Annotated in this window: 19 protein-coding genes and 1 pseudogene; 13 read left to right on the top strand and 7 right to left on the bottom strand. The window is 62.7% G+C overall.

What is annotated here, in order from left to right; genetic code table 11:
- The 3 genes and pseudogenes from ACR2J1_RS11550 to ACR2J1_RS11540 all read left to right on the top strand — a co-directional run.
- Positions 1–193 (top strand): annotated as a pseudogene (locus tag ACR2J1_RS11550) (hypothetical protein); the annotation flags it as partial.
- Positions 194–275: 82 nt separating this feature from the next.
- A complete protein-coding gene (locus ACR2J1_RS11545) occupies positions 276–404 on the top strand; it encodes a hypothetical protein (RefSeq protein WP_434019471.1) in 129 nt (42 codons plus the stop codon).
- A gap of 198 nt (positions 405–602) precedes the next feature.
- The gene (locus ACR2J1_RS11540) at positions 603–1184 is read left to right on the top strand and encodes an ActR/PrrA/RegA family redox response regulator transcription factor (protein WP_434019470.1); all 582 of its coding nucleotides are present in this window, start codon (positions 603–605) and stop codon (positions 1182–1184) included.
- Between the two features lie 13 nt (positions 1185–1197).
- Here ACR2J1_RS11540 and ACR2J1_RS11535 read toward each other — a convergent pair whose 3' ends face one another.
- Positions 1198–1707 (bottom strand): MmcB family DNA repair protein, encoded by a 510-nt coding sequence (locus ACR2J1_RS11535; RefSeq protein WP_434019469.1) that lies wholly within the window; start codon positions 1705–1707, stop codon positions 1198–1200.
- Positions 1708–1844: 137 nt separating this feature from the next.
- Here ACR2J1_RS11535 and egtB point away from each other — a divergent pair, with 137 nt between their 5' ends.
- The 3 genes from egtB (at position 1845) to ACR2J1_RS11520 (ending at position 5494) form a co-directional block, all read left to right on the top strand.
- The gene (egtB, locus tag ACR2J1_RS11530) at positions 1845–3125 is read left to right on the top strand and encodes an ergothioneine biosynthesis protein EgtB (RefSeq protein ID WP_434019468.1); all 1281 of its coding nucleotides are present in this window, start codon (positions 1845–1847) and stop codon (positions 3123–3125) included.
- A 35-nt stretch (positions 3126–3160) separates the two neighbouring features.
- Positions 3161–4117 carry an L-histidine N(alpha)-methyltransferase gene (gene egtD, locus ACR2J1_RS11525; RefSeq protein ID WP_434019467.1) on the top strand — a complete coding sequence of 319 codons (957 nt, stop codon included), beginning with the start codon at positions 3161–3163 and terminating at the stop codon, positions 4115–4117.
- 135 nt (positions 4118–4252) lie between these two features.
- A complete protein-coding gene (locus ACR2J1_RS11520; RefSeq protein WP_434019466.1) occupies positions 4253–5494 on the top strand; it encodes a diphosphate--fructose-6-phosphate 1-phosphotransferase in 1242 nt (413 codons plus the stop codon).
- Here ACR2J1_RS11520 and speE read toward each other — a convergent pair.
- Positions 5491–6345, bottom strand: coding sequence for a polyamine aminopropyltransferase (gene speE / locus ACR2J1_RS11515; protein WP_434019465.1), 855 nt, complete (start codon positions 6343–6345; stop codon positions 5491–5493). The genes ACR2J1_RS11520 and speE overlap by 4 nt on opposite strands.
- Positions 6294–6830, bottom strand: coding sequence for an adenosylmethionine decarboxylase (speD, locus tag ACR2J1_RS11510; protein ID WP_434019464.1), 537 nt, complete (start codon positions 6828–6830; stop codon positions 6294–6296). The genes speE and speD overlap by 52 nt, the downstream gene beginning before the upstream one ends.
- A gap of 211 nt (positions 6831–7041) precedes the next feature.
- Between speD and ACR2J1_RS11505 the strand changes: the two genes are divergently transcribed.
- From ACR2J1_RS11505 to bcp, 3 genes are read left to right on the top strand one after another with little or no spacing between them, the layout of a single operon-like run.
- The gene (locus ACR2J1_RS11505) at positions 7042–8100 is read left to right on the top strand and encodes an extracellular catalytic domain type 2 short-chain-length polyhydroxyalkanoate depolymerase (protein ID WP_434019463.1); all 1059 of its coding nucleotides are present in this window, start codon (positions 7042–7044) and stop codon (positions 8098–8100) included.
- Between the two features lie 8 nt (positions 8101–8108).
- Complete coding sequence (locus tag ACR2J1_RS11500) at positions 8109–8597, top strand: GNAT family N-acetyltransferase (RefSeq protein WP_434019462.1); 489 nt, start codon at positions 8109–8111, stop codon at positions 8595–8597.
- On the top strand, positions 8594–9061 hold the full coding sequence (bcp, locus tag ACR2J1_RS11495) for a thioredoxin-dependent thiol peroxidase (protein WP_434019461.1): 468 nt from the start codon (positions 8594–8596) through the stop codon (positions 9059–9061). The genes ACR2J1_RS11500 and bcp overlap by 4 nt, the downstream gene beginning before the upstream one ends.
- A 356-nt stretch (positions 9062–9417) precedes the next feature.
- On the opposite strand, the gene ACR2J1_RS11490 is transcribed toward bcp, so the two are convergent.
- Positions 9418–9759, bottom strand: coding sequence for a hypothetical protein (locus ACR2J1_RS11490; RefSeq protein WP_434019460.1), 342 nt, complete (start codon positions 9757–9759; stop codon positions 9418–9420).
- On the opposite strand from ACR2J1_RS11490, the gene ACR2J1_RS11485 reads away from it, so the two are divergent.
- Complete coding sequence (locus ACR2J1_RS11485) at positions 9758–10576, top strand: serine hydrolase domain-containing protein (RefSeq protein WP_434019459.1); 819 nt, start codon at positions 9758–9760, stop codon at positions 10574–10576. The genes ACR2J1_RS11490 and ACR2J1_RS11485 overlap by 2 nt on opposite strands.
- Here ACR2J1_RS11485 and ACR2J1_RS11480 read toward each other — a convergent pair.
- Complete coding sequence (locus tag ACR2J1_RS11480) at positions 10573–11862, bottom strand: hemolysin family protein (RefSeq protein ID WP_434019458.1); 1290 nt, start codon at positions 11860–11862, stop codon at positions 10573–10575. The genes ACR2J1_RS11485 and ACR2J1_RS11480 overlap by 4 nt on opposite strands.
- A 139-nt stretch (positions 11863–12001) precedes the next feature.
- On the opposite strand from ACR2J1_RS11480, the gene ACR2J1_RS11475 reads away from it, so the two are divergent.
- Entirely contained in the window at positions 12002–12613 is a 612-nt protein-coding gene (locus tag ACR2J1_RS11475; RefSeq protein WP_434019457.1) for a hypothetical protein, read from the top strand.
- Between the two features lie 52 nt (positions 12614–12665).
- On the opposite strand, the gene aguB is transcribed toward ACR2J1_RS11475, so the two are convergent.
- Together aguB and ACR2J1_RS11465 are read right to left on the bottom strand one after the other, a co-directional pair.
- On the bottom strand, positions 12666–13526 hold the full coding sequence (gene aguB / locus ACR2J1_RS11470) for an N-carbamoylputrescine amidase (RefSeq protein ID WP_434019456.1): 861 nt from the start codon (positions 13524–13526) through the stop codon (positions 12666–12668).
- Positions 13526–14560: an agmatine deiminase family protein gene (locus ACR2J1_RS11465; protein WP_434019455.1), complete on the bottom strand. Its 1035-nt coding sequence runs from the start codon at positions 14558–14560 to the stop codon at positions 13526–13528. Before ACR2J1_RS11465 ends, aguB begins: the two co-directional genes overlap by 1 nt.
- A 318-nt stretch (positions 14561–14878) precedes the next feature.
- Here ACR2J1_RS11465 and ACR2J1_RS11460 point away from each other — a divergent pair, with 318 nt between their 5' ends.
- Both ACR2J1_RS11460 and ACR2J1_RS11455 read left to right on the top strand, forming a co-directional pair.
- Positions 14879–16129, top strand: a complete 1251-nt coding sequence (locus ACR2J1_RS11460; RefSeq protein ID WP_434019454.1) for a DEAD/DEAH box helicase — start codon at positions 14879–14881, stop codon at positions 16127–16129.
- Positions 16130–16753: 624 nt separating this feature from the next.
- Positions 16754–17008 (top strand): hypothetical protein, encoded by a 255-nt coding sequence (locus tag ACR2J1_RS11455; RefSeq protein ID WP_434019453.1) that lies wholly within the window; start codon positions 16754–16756, stop codon positions 17006–17008.
- Positions 17009–17054 lie beyond the last annotated feature (46 nt).

Below are 17054 nucleotides of genomic sequence, written 5' to 3'. Positions count from 1 at the left end.
CGACGAGCATATCGGCATGGGTCTCGGTTTCTTCATCGCCAAGACCTTGCTCGAGCGCACCGGCGCGCGGCTCGATCTTGCCAATCGCGAGCACCCACCAGGCGGTGCCATCGTCACGGTAACCTGGTCTAGGGCCAGATTCGAGCAGCCGCCGAGCATCTTCACCGGCCCGAAATGGGAGCCTTCCGCCTAATTGCGGCCTTTTCTTTCACCCGAGGGCAATGGATTGTTAATCCTGAATTGCTAGGGTCGGTGCTTCTTGTTGGTGGCGTCCAATGACCCTTAAGCACGAGCTTCTCCTCGTCGGCTTTTTGCTCGCGGCAACGCTTGGCACCGTCCACGCGATGGAGCGCGGCGATATCAGCCTCGCCAGTCTCGCGCAGAAAGTCCTGCCGCGCGGCTGATGGCTGTTCATGCCCGCGCCAGCTGCCTCTGAAGTCCGCAGAAAGCTTACGCTTTTCACCGAAAAGCAGGCCTGCGCCTTGTCGAATGCGGCGTAAGCGCTTAGCTGTACGGTGCTTATGGCACAAGGCCAGAAGCCAATAGAACGTGGAGGAAGCGGCTCCGGTCGGGCTAACAGAACGCAAGAGGAGCTCTTGAAGATGGCAGCCCAGCAAGTTTCACCCCTGGCAGGGGACAGCGCAGCGCTGTCCGTGCCGCAGGACAGAACGCTTCTGGTAGTCGACGACGATCGCGCCTTTCTCGCCCGGCTTTCGCGCGCCATGGAGGCGCGGGGCTTCGAGGTCGAATCTGCTGCAACCGTCGATGAAGGGTTGGCGTCGCTTCGCCGGAGGCCTCCAGCCTTCGCCGTCGTCGATATGCGCCTTGAGGACGGCAATGGCATCGATGTCATTGCCGCGCTAAAGGACGTGCGACCCGACTGCCGCGCCATCGTGCTCACGGGCTACGGCAATATCGCAACCGCCGTCACCGCGGTGAAGCTCGGCGCCGCCGACTATCTGGCGAAGCCCGCCGATGCCGACGACGTCTATCATGCGCTCCTTGCCACCACGACGGGGAAGGCGCCGCCGCCGGAAAATCCGATGTCGGCCGACCGCGTACGCTGGGAGCACATCCAGCGCGTCTATGAGCTTTGCAATCGCAATGTCTCGGAGACTGCGCGCCGGCTGAACATGCATCGGCGCACGCTGCAACGTATTTTGGCCAAGCGCGCCCCTAAATAGCGCCGACTCGTTTCTAGAAATCGAAGCCGCACCCGGGATCGAGGCGGTTCTGCAACCGGAGCGCCGCAGCGCGAGCGAAACACAGCAGCATGGCCTTGCGCCGATGCGCCGGCAGCCGCTCCTGGCCCGGATCGTGCACCAATTCCGCACCGAAACGGTCGGCAAGGATGAGTCCCGCGTCCTCCGGCAGCACGGAGACCGGAAAGTCCGGCGCCACCGCAAAATAGAGCCGGTCGCAATGCGGGCGATATTCGTGCCATTTGCCGTCGCTCTGAAAATCGAGCAGGCAAGACTTGATCTCCACCATCCAGATGTTGCCGAGGGGCGACAGCCCCACCACATCGGCGCGGCGGCCATTGGCGAGCGCAAGCTCCGTCACCACGGCGTGGCCGAGCGCGCGTAGATAGCGGCAGACTCCGCGCTGAAGCTCTGCCGCGATCGGCGACTGACGCCCGTCGAAGGGGACGACAACGTCGCCATCTTCGACCTGTTGAATCTTGGCGGCTAGGCTTGCGGCCGGCATCAAATCGTCCTTCGGCTTCGTGCATGCTTAACCATTTCGACTGTTGGAACAAGCTGGTAAATCTCGCGTTCAATGGTTTGCGTATAGTGGGCTCATCGACGATGCGGCCTTTATTCAAGCCTCACAGGGAGACGGCAATGAGCATGGGGAGCGCTGCCTTCGTCGGGCGCGACACAGCGAATTCCTCTCTCCAGGACCGCCTTCTCGACACCCGCCGCCTCTCGACCGCGCTTGCCGCGCCGCTCAGCGACGAGGACCAGGTCGTTCAGGCCAACGACGATGCCAGCCCCGCCAAATGGCATCTCGCGCATACCACCTGGTTCTTCGAGGCTTTCGTCTTGGCGCCGTTCCTCGAGGGCTACAGCCTTTTCGACGCGCGCTTCGAATATTGCTTCAACTCCTATTACGAGAGCGTCGGCCCGCGGCAGCCGCGCGGTCGCCGCGGCTTGCTGACCCGGCCCTCCGCCGAGGAGGTGCGCGCCTATCGCGCCCATGTCGATGCGGCCTTGGGGCGCCTGTGCGCCGACGGCGATTCCTACGCCAAGGCGGCGGAGCTGATCGAGCTTGGCATCAATCACGAGCAGCAGCATCAGGAGCTTCTCCTCACTGACATTCTGAGCTTGTTCGCGTCCGGGCCGCTGAATCCCGCTTATCGCCAGGCGAGCCCCGGCGTGCTTGTCCGTGATGTCGCGCCTTTGGACTGGGTGTCGTTCGACGGCGGCATCGTGGAGATCGGACATGGCGGCAACGGCTTCGCCTACGACAACGAAGGCCCGCGCCACGAGGAGCTGATCCGCCCCTTCAAGCTCGCGTCGCGCTCCGTCACCAACGGCGAGTGGATCGAATTCATCAAGTCCGGCGGCTACACCACGCCGACGCTCTGGCTCGCCGACGGTTGGGCCGCCGTGAAGACTGAAAATTGGACCGGCCCGCTTTATTTTGAGGAGGCCGAAGGCGGTTATATGCAAATGAGCCTGCTCGGCTTCCGCCCCGTCGACCTCGCCGCGCCCGTCACTCATATCAGTTATTACGAGGCGGATGCCTTTGCCCGCTTCGCCGGCTGCCGGCTTCCGAGCGAATTCGAATGGGAAGTGGCCGCATCGAACGTGCCCGTCTCCGGGCGGACGCTGGGCGCCGATCTCTTGCGGCCCATGCCGGCGGATGCTGGCGGGGGCTTGCGTCAGATCTACGGCGACGTCTGGGAGTGGACGGGAAGCGCCTACCTCCCTTATCCCGGCTTCAAGACCGCGCCTGGCGCCGTCGGCGAATATAACGGCAAGTTCATGTGCAACCAGTTCGTGCTCAAGGGCGCGTCCTGCGCCACGCCCGACGGCCATATTCGTCCGACCTACCGCAACTTCTTCTATCCGCATCAACGCTGGCAGTTCACCGGGCTCCGCCTCGCGACAGACGCGTAAAGGAGAGCAGCATCTCCCTTCACCACGCCCCAACGATGCTCAGCTCCGAGCGGGCCGCCAAAGCGCACGCGGAGGAGGACTTCGCCCAGGCGGTGCTCGAGGGGCTGTCGCGTACGCGGCGCAGCATCCCGTGCCGCTTTTTCTACGACGATGCGGGTTCGGCCCTGTTCGAGGCGATTACACGGCTTCAGGAATATTATCCGACGCGCATCGAGACGACGCTGCTGGAAGCTCATCGTGCCGAAATCGCATCTCTTGCCGGTGCGGGTCGCGTGCTGGTCGAGTTTGGCTCTGGCTCGAGCCGCAAAACGCGGCTGCTGCTCGACGCGCTGGACGATCTCGCGGCTTACGTCCCCATCGATGTGAACGACACCTTCCTGCAAGAGGCTGCCTCGCGCCTGCGCGCGCGCCATGACGGCTTTCCCATCCTGCCGCTGGTGGCGGACTTCATGCGCACCCGCGCGCTGCCGACGAAGGTGGCGGGTCTGCCGAAGCTCGGCTTCTTTTCGGGGTCGACCATCGGCAATCTCAGCCACACCGAGGCAAGCGCCTTTTTGAGCAATGCTGCGCATCTCCTCGGGCCAGGCGGCCTGTTTCTCGTTGCGGTCGATCTCAAGAAGGATCTCGACATTCTGCTGCCGGCCTATGACGACGCCGACGGCGTGACGGCCGCGTTCAATCTCAATCTCCTCGCGCGCATCAATCGCGAGCTCGACGGCACTTTCGATCTCGGCCGTTTCGCGCACGAGGCCGTGTACAACGAGGCGCAAGGCCGCGTGGAGATCTATGTTGTCAGTCTGGCGGAGCAGACCGTGCAGATCTGCGCCCGCAGCTTCAGCTTTGCCCGCGGCGAGCGCATCCATACCGAGAACTCGCACAAATATACCGTGGAGGCGTTTCAGTCCCTCGCGCGGAGCGCCAAATGGAAGCCGATCAAGGCCTGGACCGACGCCGAGGACCTGTTCAGCCTGCACCTGCTGCGCTCGGCATAAGGGCCTCCCATCCTCTAATATTCTCCTCGTCATGCTCGGACCTCATCCAGGCAGCCAGGCCGCTGAACGCGCGGCAACTTGCCAGTCCCCCAGCCCTTCGGCATTGTGCCGCTCCCAACTCAAAGGAGATGCTCCGTGCCTGATCTTCCTTCCGGCAATGCTGTCATCGGCCAGTCTGGCGGACCGACCGCCGTCATCAATCAATCGCTCGCGGGCTTGGTGGAAGGTCTCAAGGCGGGGCTTGCTGCCTCCGGCCAGGTGAAGCGCATTCTCGGGATGCGGCATGGCGTGCGCGGTCTCCTCAAGGACGATCTCGTCGAGCTCACCGGAATTTCTACGGCTCAACTCGAGGCGATCGCGCGCACGCCGTCGGCGGCGCTCGGATCCACGCGCGACAAGCCCGACGCGGCCTATTGCGACAAGATCCTCGCCGGCTGCCTCAAGAACGACATCCGCTATTTCTTCTATATCGGCGGCAACGATTCCGCCGACACCTGCCGCATCGTCAGCGAGAAGGCGGCGGCGGCGGGTTACGAGCTACGCTGCTTCCACGTGCCGAAGACGATCGACAACGACCTCCTCGAAAACGATCACACGCCGGGCTTTCCCTCCGCCGCGCGCTATGTGGCGCTCGCGCTGATGGGCGACGCGCTCGACAATGCGAGCCTCGGCGGCATCAAGATCAATGTCATCATGGGGCGCAACGCGGGCTTCCTCACCGCTGCGGCGGCGCTCGCGCGCGGCGCGCTGAGCAAGGGCGCCGCGCCCGCCGACCGCGCCGCCCCGCATCTCATCTATTTGCCCGAAGTTCCGTTCTCGACCGAAGCTTTCCTCGCCGATGTGGAGGCGGTCTATTCGAAGCTCGGGCGCTGCCAGATCGCGGTCAGCGAAGGCATCCGCGATGAGACGGGCGCGGAGATCGGCCCGAAGCTGATGCGGGGCAAGGGCGAGGTCGATGCGCACGGCAATGTGCAGCTCTCAGGCTCGGGCGCGCTCGGCGACGGGCTTGCCGATCTCGTCAAGACCGGACTCACGCCGAAAGGCGGCAAGGCGCCGCGCGTGCGCGCCGACACGTTCGGCTATATCCAGCGCTGCTGGCCGGGGCCCTCGCCTGTCGATGCCAACGAGGCACGCGACGTCGGGCGTTTCGCTGCCGAGCTTGCGGCGAAGGGCGAGACCCACGCCACGGTGATCATCAAGCGGGTGAGCGATGCGCCCTACGCCAGCGCATGCGCGCGCGCCGATTTGTCGGCCGTGGCGCGGCTATCGCGGCATGTGCCTGAGGCGTTCATCGCTGGCACGAATGACGTCTCGGACGCATTCGACGCCTATTGCCGGCCGCTTGTGGGCGACCTGCCGACGCTCGCCCGTCTCTAACCCGTCATAAGATCGCGTATGTAATTGGGCAGAGCAAAGGCGGCGACATGGACATCGGGGCGCCAATAGCGGGTCGGGAATGCGCCGGAATCCGCATAGCGCCGCTCGATCGCATCTTGGCGCAGCCGCCGCAGATCGCCGTCGTCGGTTGCCCAGCCAAACGACATCGGGCCGCCGAAATAGGACGCCGTGCTGGCGAGATAGGCAAAAGAATCGGCGAACATCTCGCGGAAATAGCCGATGCTCTGCTGAAGCTCTGCGGCTTGCAGGAAGGGCAGCCCGTTCTGCGTGACGAGGAGACCGTCGCGGGGAAGCGACCGTCGGCAATCGGCATAGAACTGGCGGGTGAAGAGCACCGCGCCAGGGCCGATCGGGTCGGTGGAATCCACCAGGATCACGTCGAAGCGCTCGTCGGTCTCGGCCACGAACTTGGTACCGTCGGCAATAACGACGCGGGTACGCGGATCGTCAAAAGCGCCCGCCGATACCCCGGGAAAATGCTCGCGGCAGAGATCGATCACGCCGTGATCGATCTCGCAGAGCGTCACGCTCTCGAGGTTGTCATGCTTCAACGTCTCCCGCAGCACGCCACCGTCACCTCCACCGATGATGAGCACCTTCTTCGCCCTGCCATGGGCGAAGAGAGGCACATGCGCCATCATCTCGTGGTAGATGAACTCGTCCTTCGTCGCGAGCTGGACCACGCCGTCCAGCATCATCACGCGGCCGTAATCTCCGTTGTCGAAGATGATCAGCTGCTGATGCTCGGTCTCGCTGTCGAAAAGGACGCGGTCCGCCTTCAGGCGGACACGGAAGCCGCTATGGAGCGTCTCTTCGACCCACCGTTCCATCGCAGTAATTCCTTGCCGCGCAGATGCTCTTTGACGACGACCTTGCCGGGCGTGAATGCCTCTTTCAAGACATCGATCGCCAGCCGTGGCTCGGTATCGCCGCACATGAACACGTCAAGCGCGGCATAACCGTATTCGGGCCAGCTATGGATCGAGATATGCGACTCAGCCAGCACAGCCACACCCGACACGCCGCCATTCGGCGTGAAGTGATGCAGATGGATGTGCAGGAGTGTCGCGCCCGCAACTTCAACACACCGCCGCAACGTTTGGTCGATGTGCTCTATGTCGTCGAGCCGTTCCGCCCGAATCAGGTCGATGATGAGATGGATGCCGGCAAACCGGACCCCGTCTCGCTCGCAGAAAAAGTCCTTGTGCCCATCTCCTTCGGAGATGGAACACCGGGAATGCTTTTCTTCCGTTTGGGCGGTGCTTGAACCATGATCCAAGTCCATCCCCAATTGGAAGAGGGCGTCACTGGACATGGCGTCCTCCCCAACCAGCAGATGTTCAAGTTACGTCTCTCATAAAAGAGACGCGCTATTTGCACATCGCGTTCCATCGATGCAAGAGGTTTTTGCCCAATCGACACATTATGCCGCTGGCGGGAACTTTCCTGAAGATCCTGGAATCGCTGCGCGAGGACATTAAGCTGCCGATAAATTCGTCAATCGTGAACTCGAAGGATTTTCAGCCATGCCCGTTCGTAAGACGGCCTTGCCTCTCTTGCTCGCAGCGACGGCTGTTTTGGCTCTTTGCGCGTGTCCGCGCGGAGCGCTCGCCGCCGATCCTCTCCCGCCGCTCGGGACGGAATCGGGCAAGACGTCGGTCTCGGGGCTCTCCTCCGGCGCCTACATGGCCGGTCAGATTCAGCTCGCGCACTCCAAGGATATTATCGGAGCCGGCCTTGTCGCCGGCGGACCGCATGGCTGCGCCGAGACGGAAGCGAGCCTGTCCCTGCCCTTCTGGCCGACGGCGGTGGTGCAGAACACCGCTCAGGCGCTGAAGAGCTGCATGAGGACGGAGTGGGGCGCGCCTGACGCGGCTGAGCGGGTGAAGCGGGCGAAGGCTCTCGCCGAGAAAGGCGACATCGATCCCCTCGCCGGGCTTGCCAACGACAAGGTCTATCTGTTCTCCGGCAACGAGGACGAGACGGTGAAGCGCGCGGTGGTCGAGGCGGCGAAGGCCTTTTACGAGCAAGCGGGCGTGCCTGCCGCCAGCATCGCCCTCGTGGAGCGCGAAGGCGGACATGCCTTTTTGACCGAGACGGGCGGCGGCGCGTGCGGAGTCTCGACCAGTCCCTATCTCAGCGATTGCGACTACGACCAGGCCAAGGCGATCCTGGAATGGATTTATGGACCGCTCGCCGCGACGCCAGAGGCTCCCAAGGGCAAGTTCATTCCCTTCGATCAGAACGAATATTCCGACCCCGGCGACGGCTTTGCCGATGAGGGAGTGGTCTACGTGCCTGAAACGTGCGCCGCGCAGGCCGGATGCAGGCTGCACATCGTGCTTCATGGCTGCGAGCAATCCCGCGAGACCGTGGGCGATGAGTTCATCAAGGCATCCGGCTTTGCGGAGCTGGCGGATGCCAACCGCCTCGTCGTGCTCTTCCCGCAAATCTCCGCGCGTACGATCAATCCGAAGGGCTGCTGGGATTGGTGGGGCTATACCGGCCTTGACTATCTCGGCAAGGACGCGCCGCAGATCGCCGCGATCTGGGCCATGGCGGAAGGCCTGGCGAAGGCACCGTGAGCCAGGCGATGGGAGAAGCGAATGTTGCGATGGTCGGAGCCGCGCATGGCTCCGAGCTCTATGAAGGCGCCCAGCGCCTGCGCGAAGTGGTGCTGCGCAAACCTTTCGGGCTAACGCTATCGGAGGCAGAGCTTGCCGACGACTTAAGCCGGCAGCATTTCTGCGCAGTGGACCGTGACGTGGTGGTTGGAGCGGTGTCCTTGAAACCCCTCGCGGACGGGACCGCGCAACTCAAGCAGATGGCCGTGGCTGAGGACCGTCAGAAGAGACAGATTGGGGCGCGGCTGCTTTCCTTTGCGGAGGCGTGGGGGGCCCGGCAGGGTTATCGCCGCATCGTGCTCCACGCCCGCTTGGGCGCGGAAGGCTTCTACGCGAAGTTCGGCTACCTTGCCGAGGGAGAGACCTTCATGGAGAACACCACCCCGCATATCCTCATGTCCAAACGGCTTGAGTGCGGCGGGGTGTTAGGACGCGCAACCGAAGAGGAGAACACATGAGCGTGGATGTGGGCGATAAGGCGCCGGCTTTTAGCCTGCCGACCGACGGCGGCGGCAAGATTGCGCTAAAGGACCTCAAGGGCAAGACGGTCGCGCTCTATTTCTATCCCAAGGACGATACTTCGGGCTGCACGGCCGAGGCTTGCGCCTTCCGCGATGCGCTACCGGACTTCTCCCGCGTGGACGCGGCGATCGTGGGCATCTCCAGGGATCCCGTCGCGAGCCACGACAAGTTCAAAAAGAAGTTCGATCTCACCTTCCCGCTTGCGTCCGACGAGGACGGCAAGGTCTGCGAGGCCTACGGCACCTGGGTGGAGAAGAGCATGTATGGCCGGAAGTATCTGGGCATCGAGCGCGCGACATTTCTCATCGACGGCAAGGGCGTGATCCGCAATGTCTGGCGCAAGGTGAAGGTGCCAGGCCACGCCAAGGACGTCCTAGAGGCCGCCGCTGCGCTCGGTTAGCGCGCGGACGGTGTGATCGTCTCACCGCAGGACATCCCCCGCCTTTGCCCTGTCATTCGGTAGTCACGCTGGAGCGAGGCGATGCGTTCGGGTTTGTCCGGCAAGATTTATTTATCCCTCGCGGCCGCACTGGTTGCGACCCTACTGGCTGTTGCCGCGGTCGCAGGGCCGAGCGCCTACAGAACCATGCGGCTCGGCTCAGGCTTCACCGCCCAGATCCTCTGCGGGGGCGTGTTCGTCTCTGGCCGCCATCCGCAACACTTGCTGGCAGAGGACCTCCGGGGGCCGGGCTATGAGAGGCTGCGTTTCTTCCGGTCAGGCGTCGACCGCGAGAACAAGCGCGTCACGGCCTCGCTTTACGGGCTTGCCGCCAAACTGCGATCTTCCGCGAGGGTCTCGGCTGCACCTTGATCGACGGCCGGACGGAAGCGGAACTGCGCGCGGAGAGCGACGGCCTGTTCCCCAAACCTGACACTACAAGCGCCGAGGCCCTGTGGCCGGAGGGCGAGCGCGTTGAGATTGGCTCGCTGGACGGTGTGAGCGGAGAGGTCGAGAAGGCCATCGACGCCATCTTCGCCGAGCCGGACCCCCGGCACCCCCGCCACACCCGGGCGCTGGTCGTGGTGCATCGAGGCCGCATCGTCGCGGAACGCTATGCGCCCGGCTTCAACGCCCGCATGCTCCTGCCCGGCTGCCATGACCAAGACCGCAATCAATGCTCTCGTCGGGTTGCGCGTCGGCGACGGCAGGATGGTCGTGAGCGAAAACGCGCTGATGCCGGAATGGCACGATGGCAACGACAGACGCCGCGCCATCACCCTCGATGAGATGATGCGCATGACGAGCGGGCTTGTCCGCAATGAGAGCTACGACGACGATTTCGGCGACGTCGCGCAGATGCTGTTCGTGGAAGGAGACGCCGCCGCATTCGCAGCCTCGAAACAGCTGCAAGATACGCCCGGCACAGTCTGGGCCCCGTTCAGTGGCGCCACGAACATCATCTCCCACGTCCTGCGCGAGACGTTTGCCGATCCGCGCGATTATCTTCGCTACCCCCGTGAGCGGCTCTTCGCGCCGCTCGGCATGCAAAGCGCGGTTCTCGAACCAGACGCCTCCGGCACCTTCGTTGGCTCCTCGTTTCTCTACGCTTCCGCGCGGGACTGGGCGCGGCTCGGACTCCTATTCCTGCGTGACGGATTATGGGACGGCGAGCAGCTGCTGCCCGAGGGCTGGGTCGACTACAGCCTCACCCCGACCAAGGAAGCCCCGCAACAGGAGTATGGCGCGCAAATTTGGCTCAAGCTTCCAGAGTCGGCGGCAGGTGGCGAACCGCCAATCCCCACCGACGCGTTCTATATGCTGGGTCACGACAAGCAGATCGTGGCGATCGTGCCCTCGCGCGATCTTGTCATCGTGCGGCTCGGATTGACGCGCAAAGGCGCGGATTGGGATAGCGCGCGCGAGCTTGCGCCCCTCGTCAAAGCGTTTCCAGCGATAGACGCGAAGCGCAACTAAGGAGCATCAGGATCGGCCGCGGGCGGGCGTGCCAGGATCTTGTCGATGCGCCGTCCGTCGAGATCGACCACCTCGAAACGCCAGCCGTTCCACGTCACGTGCTCGCCCGACACCGGGATGCGCCCGAGATGATGCAGAACGAAGCCGGCGATGGTGTTGAAGTCGCCGCCCTCGCCCATTCCCTTGATCCCAAGCACGCGCTCGGCATCGTCTACGGACATCATGCCATCCAGAAGCCACGATCCGTCGTCGCGCCTCACCGCGTCAGGCTCGGTCTCTTCCTCCGTTTGGGGAAGATCGCCGGCGATGGCGGTGAGGATGTCGGTCGGCGTGACGAGGCCCTCGAACGTACCGCGCTCGTCGACGATGATGGCCATGTGCACCACGGAGGCGCGGAAGAGAGCCAACAGGCGCAACACGGGCGTCAGCTCAAGGACAAAAGGCGCTTCGCGCGCGGCGGCCACCACATCGATGGTGCCGTGGCGATATTGTTGCTCCAAGAGATCCTTGGTGTGTGCGACGCCGATGACATTCTCAATGTCGCCGCGGGCAACGGGATAGCGGGAGTGCCCGGTCTCAGCGATCTGCCGGAACAGTTCTGCGGGCGGATCGTCCGCGTTCAGCCATTCGACCGCGGGGCGCGGCACCATGATGGAGCGCACGGTGCGATCGCCGATACGGAGCACGCCGTCGATCATCTCCTGCTCGGCGCGATGGAACACGCCGACAGCGGCACCTTCGGCGATCAGCGCGCGCACTTCCTCCTCGGTGACGGTCATGTCCTCCGCAGGCTTGATCCGAAACAGCGTGAGGACAGCCTGCGTGCTGACGCGCAGGAACCAGACCATCGGCGCGCCAATTTTGGCGAGCAGCGCCATGATGGGCGCGACAGCGGCAGCAACCGTCTCGGCATGGTGGAGCGCGATACGCTTCGGCACGAGTTCACCGATCACGAGCGAAAGATAGGTGACGCTGACCACCACTGCGAAGAAGGCGACGCCGTGGGCGTACGGCGCGAGGACCGGGATCGCGCGCACATAATGCGCAAGCGGGTCGGCGAGCGTGGCGCCGCTATAGGCGCCGGCCACGACGCCGATCAGGGTGATGCCGATTTGGACGGTCGACAGCAGCTTCACGGGATCGTCGATCAGCCGCAGCGCCGTTGCCGCGCCACGCTTTCCCTCGGCCGCCATTTGCCGCAATCGCACCCGGCGCGCCGAGACGATGGCAAGCTCGGCAAGCGCGAAGAAGCCGTTGAGCAGGATCAGAAATAAGATGATCAGCAATTGCCAAAGGATCATTGTTGGCCGTTAAACTTATTTCAAATCAAAGAGTTACAAAATCCGCACCGGCGCCATCAGTTCACAGGTGACGCGGCGCCGGCTTCGATATAATCCGCTTCGTGGGTTTATGGGAGGAATATACATGCAGCGTTCAGTACCGTTGATGTCTTACAGCGCCGCCATGCTCATCGCAGCGTTGGCCATGGCAGTTCCGGCTTTTGCCGAGCAGAAGATCGAGAGCGATGCCGGCGAGGTGGTGATCGACGCCACCGTCAATGAGATCGACGAGGAGACCCAATCGCTTACCGTCGTAGGTTTCGGCGGCAATGTCATCGTCGTCAAGGCGCCGCCGGAGATTCTGCGCAAGGTGAAAGTCAAGGAGCGGATCACGATCCGTTACGCCGATATGGTTGCCACGGCGCTGCGACCGGCCGAAGGCCCGCCGCAAGTCCAAGGCAACAATATCGAGGCTGAGGAGACAGCCGACATGGACATGAACCCCGCGACGGTCTCCGAACAAAGTTGGGTTCAGGCCGAGCCAAGCGGCGGCGTGGGTGAACTCGACACGATCGAGGTTACCGCGACCATTGCGTTGATCAACCGGCACACGCGCATCGTGACCTTCAACGGGCCCAACGGGCAGCCGCGCGCCATCATGGTCAACCCAAGCGTCGACCTGACGGGAGTCGAAGTTGGCGATAGGGTCGTGGTGCTCCTGACGCGCGCCGTGGCCATCGACGTCAAGCCAATCTAGCGCTTCGCGCTTTCCCCGGGGCGATACTCCCCGGGCGACACGTTTTCTCGTTTCAAAGGATGCTCTTGGCGTAGAGGTCGGTGCGGCGGTCGCGGAAAAAACCCCACTCGGCACGGTAGCGTGCGATCTCGTCGAGATCAAAGCTCGAAACCAGCACGCCCTCTTCATTTTCTCCGAGGCTCGCGATCAACTCGCCGCGATGATCGGCGATGAAGGAATGCCCGTAGAAGTTCTGCGTCGTGCCGTCGTTGTCTTCCAGGCCGACGCGGTTCGCGGCGACGATGGGCACGGCGTTCGCAACGGCATGGCCCTGCATCGCGCGCTGCCATTGCTTATGCGTGTCGAGCGACGCGTCGTAGGGCTCCGAGCCGATCGCCGTCGGATAGAACAGCACCTCAGCGCCTTCGAGCACCATGGCGCGCGCGGCTTCGGGGTACCATTGATCCCAGCAGATGCCGACGCCGATCATGCCGGCCCGCGTCTTCCAGGCCTTGAAGCCGGTGTCGCCGGGACGGAAGTAATATTTCTCCTGGTAGCCGGGACCGTCGGGAATGTGGCTCTTGCGATAGACGCCGAGGATCTCGCCGTCGGCATCCGCGATCGCCACGCTATTGTAATGGCGCGGGCCTTCCTTCTCGAAGAAGGAGATGGGAATGACGACCTGCAACGCGGCGGCGAGCTTTTGCAGGGAGAGCACGGCGGGGTGCTCGCCAGGCACGAATGCAGTGGCAAACCATTTCGGGTCTTGCCGCGTCGGGAAGTAAATGCCCTGAAACAGCTCGGGCGGTAGGATCACTTGCGCGCCCTGCTGCGCGGCATCGCGGATCAGACCTTCCGTCTTTGCGATATTCGCCCGCATGTCGGTCCCGTATGACGCTTGCAGGGCCGCGACGTTGATCGTGCGATGTCCCATCACGCGGGCTCTTGCTGCGTGATGCAGTGGAACGAGCCGCCGCCCGCATCGCCGCAGCCGAGCAAGCCCTGCGACGGCACGCCGATAATTTTGCGATCGGGGAACAGCGCCTGCAACGCGTTGAGTGCGGCGTCTTGTGTCTGTGCCCCGTAGACCGGAACAACCACGACACTATTGGCGATGACGAAATTGAGATGCGAGGCCGGCGCAACATTGCCGTTCGCGTCGCGATAGAGGCCGACGCCTGGGATACGAACGACGTCGAGTTTGCGGCCAGATGCGTCCGCTGCGCTCTCAAGTGTGCGGCCGATGGCCTGCAACGTGTCGGCATTGGGATCATCCCGGCCCGGAACCTGGCAGACCACACGGCCAGGGCCGACGAAGCGGACGAGGTTATCGATATGACCGTCGGTGTGATCGTTCGCGAGGCCCTCGTCGATCCAGATGATCTTGCGCGCGCCGAGGGCGTCGCGCAGCACGGCTTCGGCCTCGTCCTTGCGCCAAGCATTGCGGTTGGCGTTGAGCAGCGTCTGCCGTGTGGTGAGGATCGTGCCCTCGCCGTCATGCTCGATCGCACCTCCCTCCAGCACAAACTCGAACTGACGCATTGGCGTGCCCGCGAGCCGCGCGATGTCGTCCCCCACCGTGGCGTCGTCCGGAAGATCGAACTTGCCGCCCCAGCCATTGGTCCTGAAGCGCAGAGCAATCGTGGTTTTCCCTGAGCGCGCAAAGATCGGGCCGGTATCGCGCAACCAGATGTCGCCGTATCTCGCCTGAACGATTTCGGCAACGCCGCCGATGGTCGCGCGTGCCGAAGCCTCCGCTTCAGCGCCATTCACCAGCAGGCGCACTCTGTTGTCCTTGCTCAACGCGCGGATGAGTGCCGCCACGTCGCGGCGCGGCGTTTCGAGATCGCCGTTCCACTCCTTGGCGTCGGCCGGCCATGCCGTCCAGATCGCCTTTTGCGGCGCCCACTCGGCGGGAACAACCACATCGTGGCCGGTCGAGGAATCCGGATTCAATCGCTCCAACATGGGGTGACGTTTAGCCGGGGCGAGGCGTAGAGGAAAGCGCGGCCTTTGTTCAGCCGTGTGGCGCGCGTTAAGCCTGTCTGAGACGAGCGGGAACGAGTCTGGGGACACAGGAGGCTTGACTTTCAAGGCCTTGAGGCCCATCTGTTCGCTAGAACTTCTCGCAGTTCGCGATTTCGACCGGAGCTTCCGGGCTGTTTTTATCGCGAGACCCAAGTTCAACAACAATCCGTCTGTTCCAGGTGCGCGTGGAGGATGACGACACGGCTAGGTGTCGCGCGCCACTGTGCACGCGCCCCGGCGCATAAGGAAACATTGAACGTGACTAATCTATCTTTTGACCAGCTTGGCCTTTCGGCCCAACTCCTGCGTACCCTCAAGGACGCGAACTATAATACGCCGACGCCGATCCAGACCAAGGCCATCCCGCTTCTTTTGGAGGGCTATGACCTGCTTGGCATCGCTCAAACCGGCACCGGCAAAACGGCCGCTTTCACGCTGCCGTTGCTCCAGAATCTGGAAGACGATGACGAGCGCGCGGTGCCACGCGGTGCGCGCGCCCTCATCCTCGCGCCGACGCGTGAGTTGGCGATGCAGATTTCAGACAGCATCAAGACCTATGGACGCAACATGCGCATGCATCAGGCGGTCATCATGGGCGGGGTCGGTCAACGGCCGCAGGTTCAGGCGCTGAAGCGCGGCGTCGATATCCTGGTGGCGACACCGGGCCGCCTTCTCGATCTCATCGAGCAAGGCCACGTCGATCTGCGCCGTACCGAATTTCTGATCCTCGACGAGGCCGACCGTATGCTCGACATGGGATTTATCGGCGATGTGCGGAAGATCGTGAAAATTCTCCCCGCGGAACGCCAGACGCTGTTGTTCTCCGCGACCATGCCGGCTGAAGTTGAAAAGCTTGCCCGCGAAATCTTGTTCGAGCCGAAACGCGTCGAGATCGAAGCCAAGAGCATCGCCGTGGAGCGGATCGACCAGCGCGTCCATCACCTCGATGCCAGCGCCAAGCCGTCGCGGCTGATCGAGCTGCTCGCCACACCCGGCTTCGAGCGCGTGATCGTTTTCACGCGGACCAAGCATGGCGCCGACAAGGTCGTGAAACATCTCACGCGCGGCGGCGTCAATGCCGAGGCGTTGCATGGCAACAAGTCGCAAGGCGCTCGCCAACGCGCGCTCGATAATTTCCGTGGTGGCCGTTCGCGCGTGCTCGTCGCCACCGATATCGCCTCGCGCGGCATCGATGTCGACGACGTGACCCATGTCATCAACTACGAGCTGCCGAACGTGCCGGAAAGCTACGTGCATCGGATCGGACGCACCGCGCGTGCGGGAGCCGAGGGAATCGCCATCTCATTCTGCGATGCAATCGAGCGGCCTCATCTCCGCTCGATCGAGCGGCTGCTCAAGCGGTCTTTGGACGTCGTCGGCGAGGCGCCCACGGAAAGCGCCAACGGCTACGCGAAAAAGGATAGGGGCCAAGCGCAGCGGCCCGAAGCGGGCAACCGCCAGCGGGGCCGGCGGCCGCGCTTCGGCTCGCAGCACAGGGCAACCGCGTAAGCCGATTCGGCATTTGAGTTCAGTTAAGGGAACTGACGCACCCGACAGGATTCGAACCTGTGACCTCACCGGCTGACGAGAGAGGGTGCATCAACTATGTGCTGATGTTCTTAGGCGGAAGCATAGGAAAGCTTACCGCAACGGGATGGTCCAAATGATCCTCTCCTCTCTGAGATACGATCAGGTTGCCAGAGCGGGGCGACCTCAGACGAATCGGCACAACAGAACTCCCCTTACGTAGTCGAAGGCTTGGCTTTGGGAGATAAGGTCAGCTTCGGAAGCGCCGCCTATAGGGCCTACCGATGTTCTCCGAGCGATCAGTTTTCAGGCTTCACGTAGTGTCAGCGGAAACGGAATGAGAGGAGCAGCAAAAGAAGATTCGTCTCGTCCAATTCGATTTTGCATAGCTCGGATGGCACAGCGGTTTACGTCAACCGGAATATCCGCCCCGCGTGAAGGAACTAAACGCCCGCTCTCCGCGTATTTTGTCTGCCGCTCTCCGTAAGGAGAGAAATCTCTTCCTTTCCTTGGATCAAACTTGGTCATCCAAGGTCGTGCGGATGCAGATTAGAAGCTTTCGCCTCTGGCACATCCTCCAAAAGACCAGAAGCCTAGGAGTAGGAAATGAAAAAGTCTGTCCTTATCGCGGTGTTGTTTGCTTTCGGAACTGCAATCCCAGTGTTCGCGGCTGATGAAATGATGAAATGCGACGATGCATCGATGACGAAGATGAAGACCGATGTCACGGGTATGAAGGACGGTGAGAATAAAACCATGGCCATGAAAGAGATGAAGATGGCCGAGGACATGATGATGAAAAAGGACATGGAAGGCTGCATGAAACACATGAATGACGCGATGATGCAGATGAAAAAGTAATCGCAGCAAAGAGGCCGAGCCCTTTGCTCGGCCTCACTTCCTTGAA

The sequence above is a fragment of the Methyloceanibacter sp. genome, from assembly GCF_050999895.1.
Lineage (GTDB): Bacteria > Pseudomonadota > Alphaproteobacteria > Rhizobiales > Methyloligellaceae > Methyloceanibacter.
This window is presented reverse-complemented; position numbering and strand designations above follow the sequence as displayed.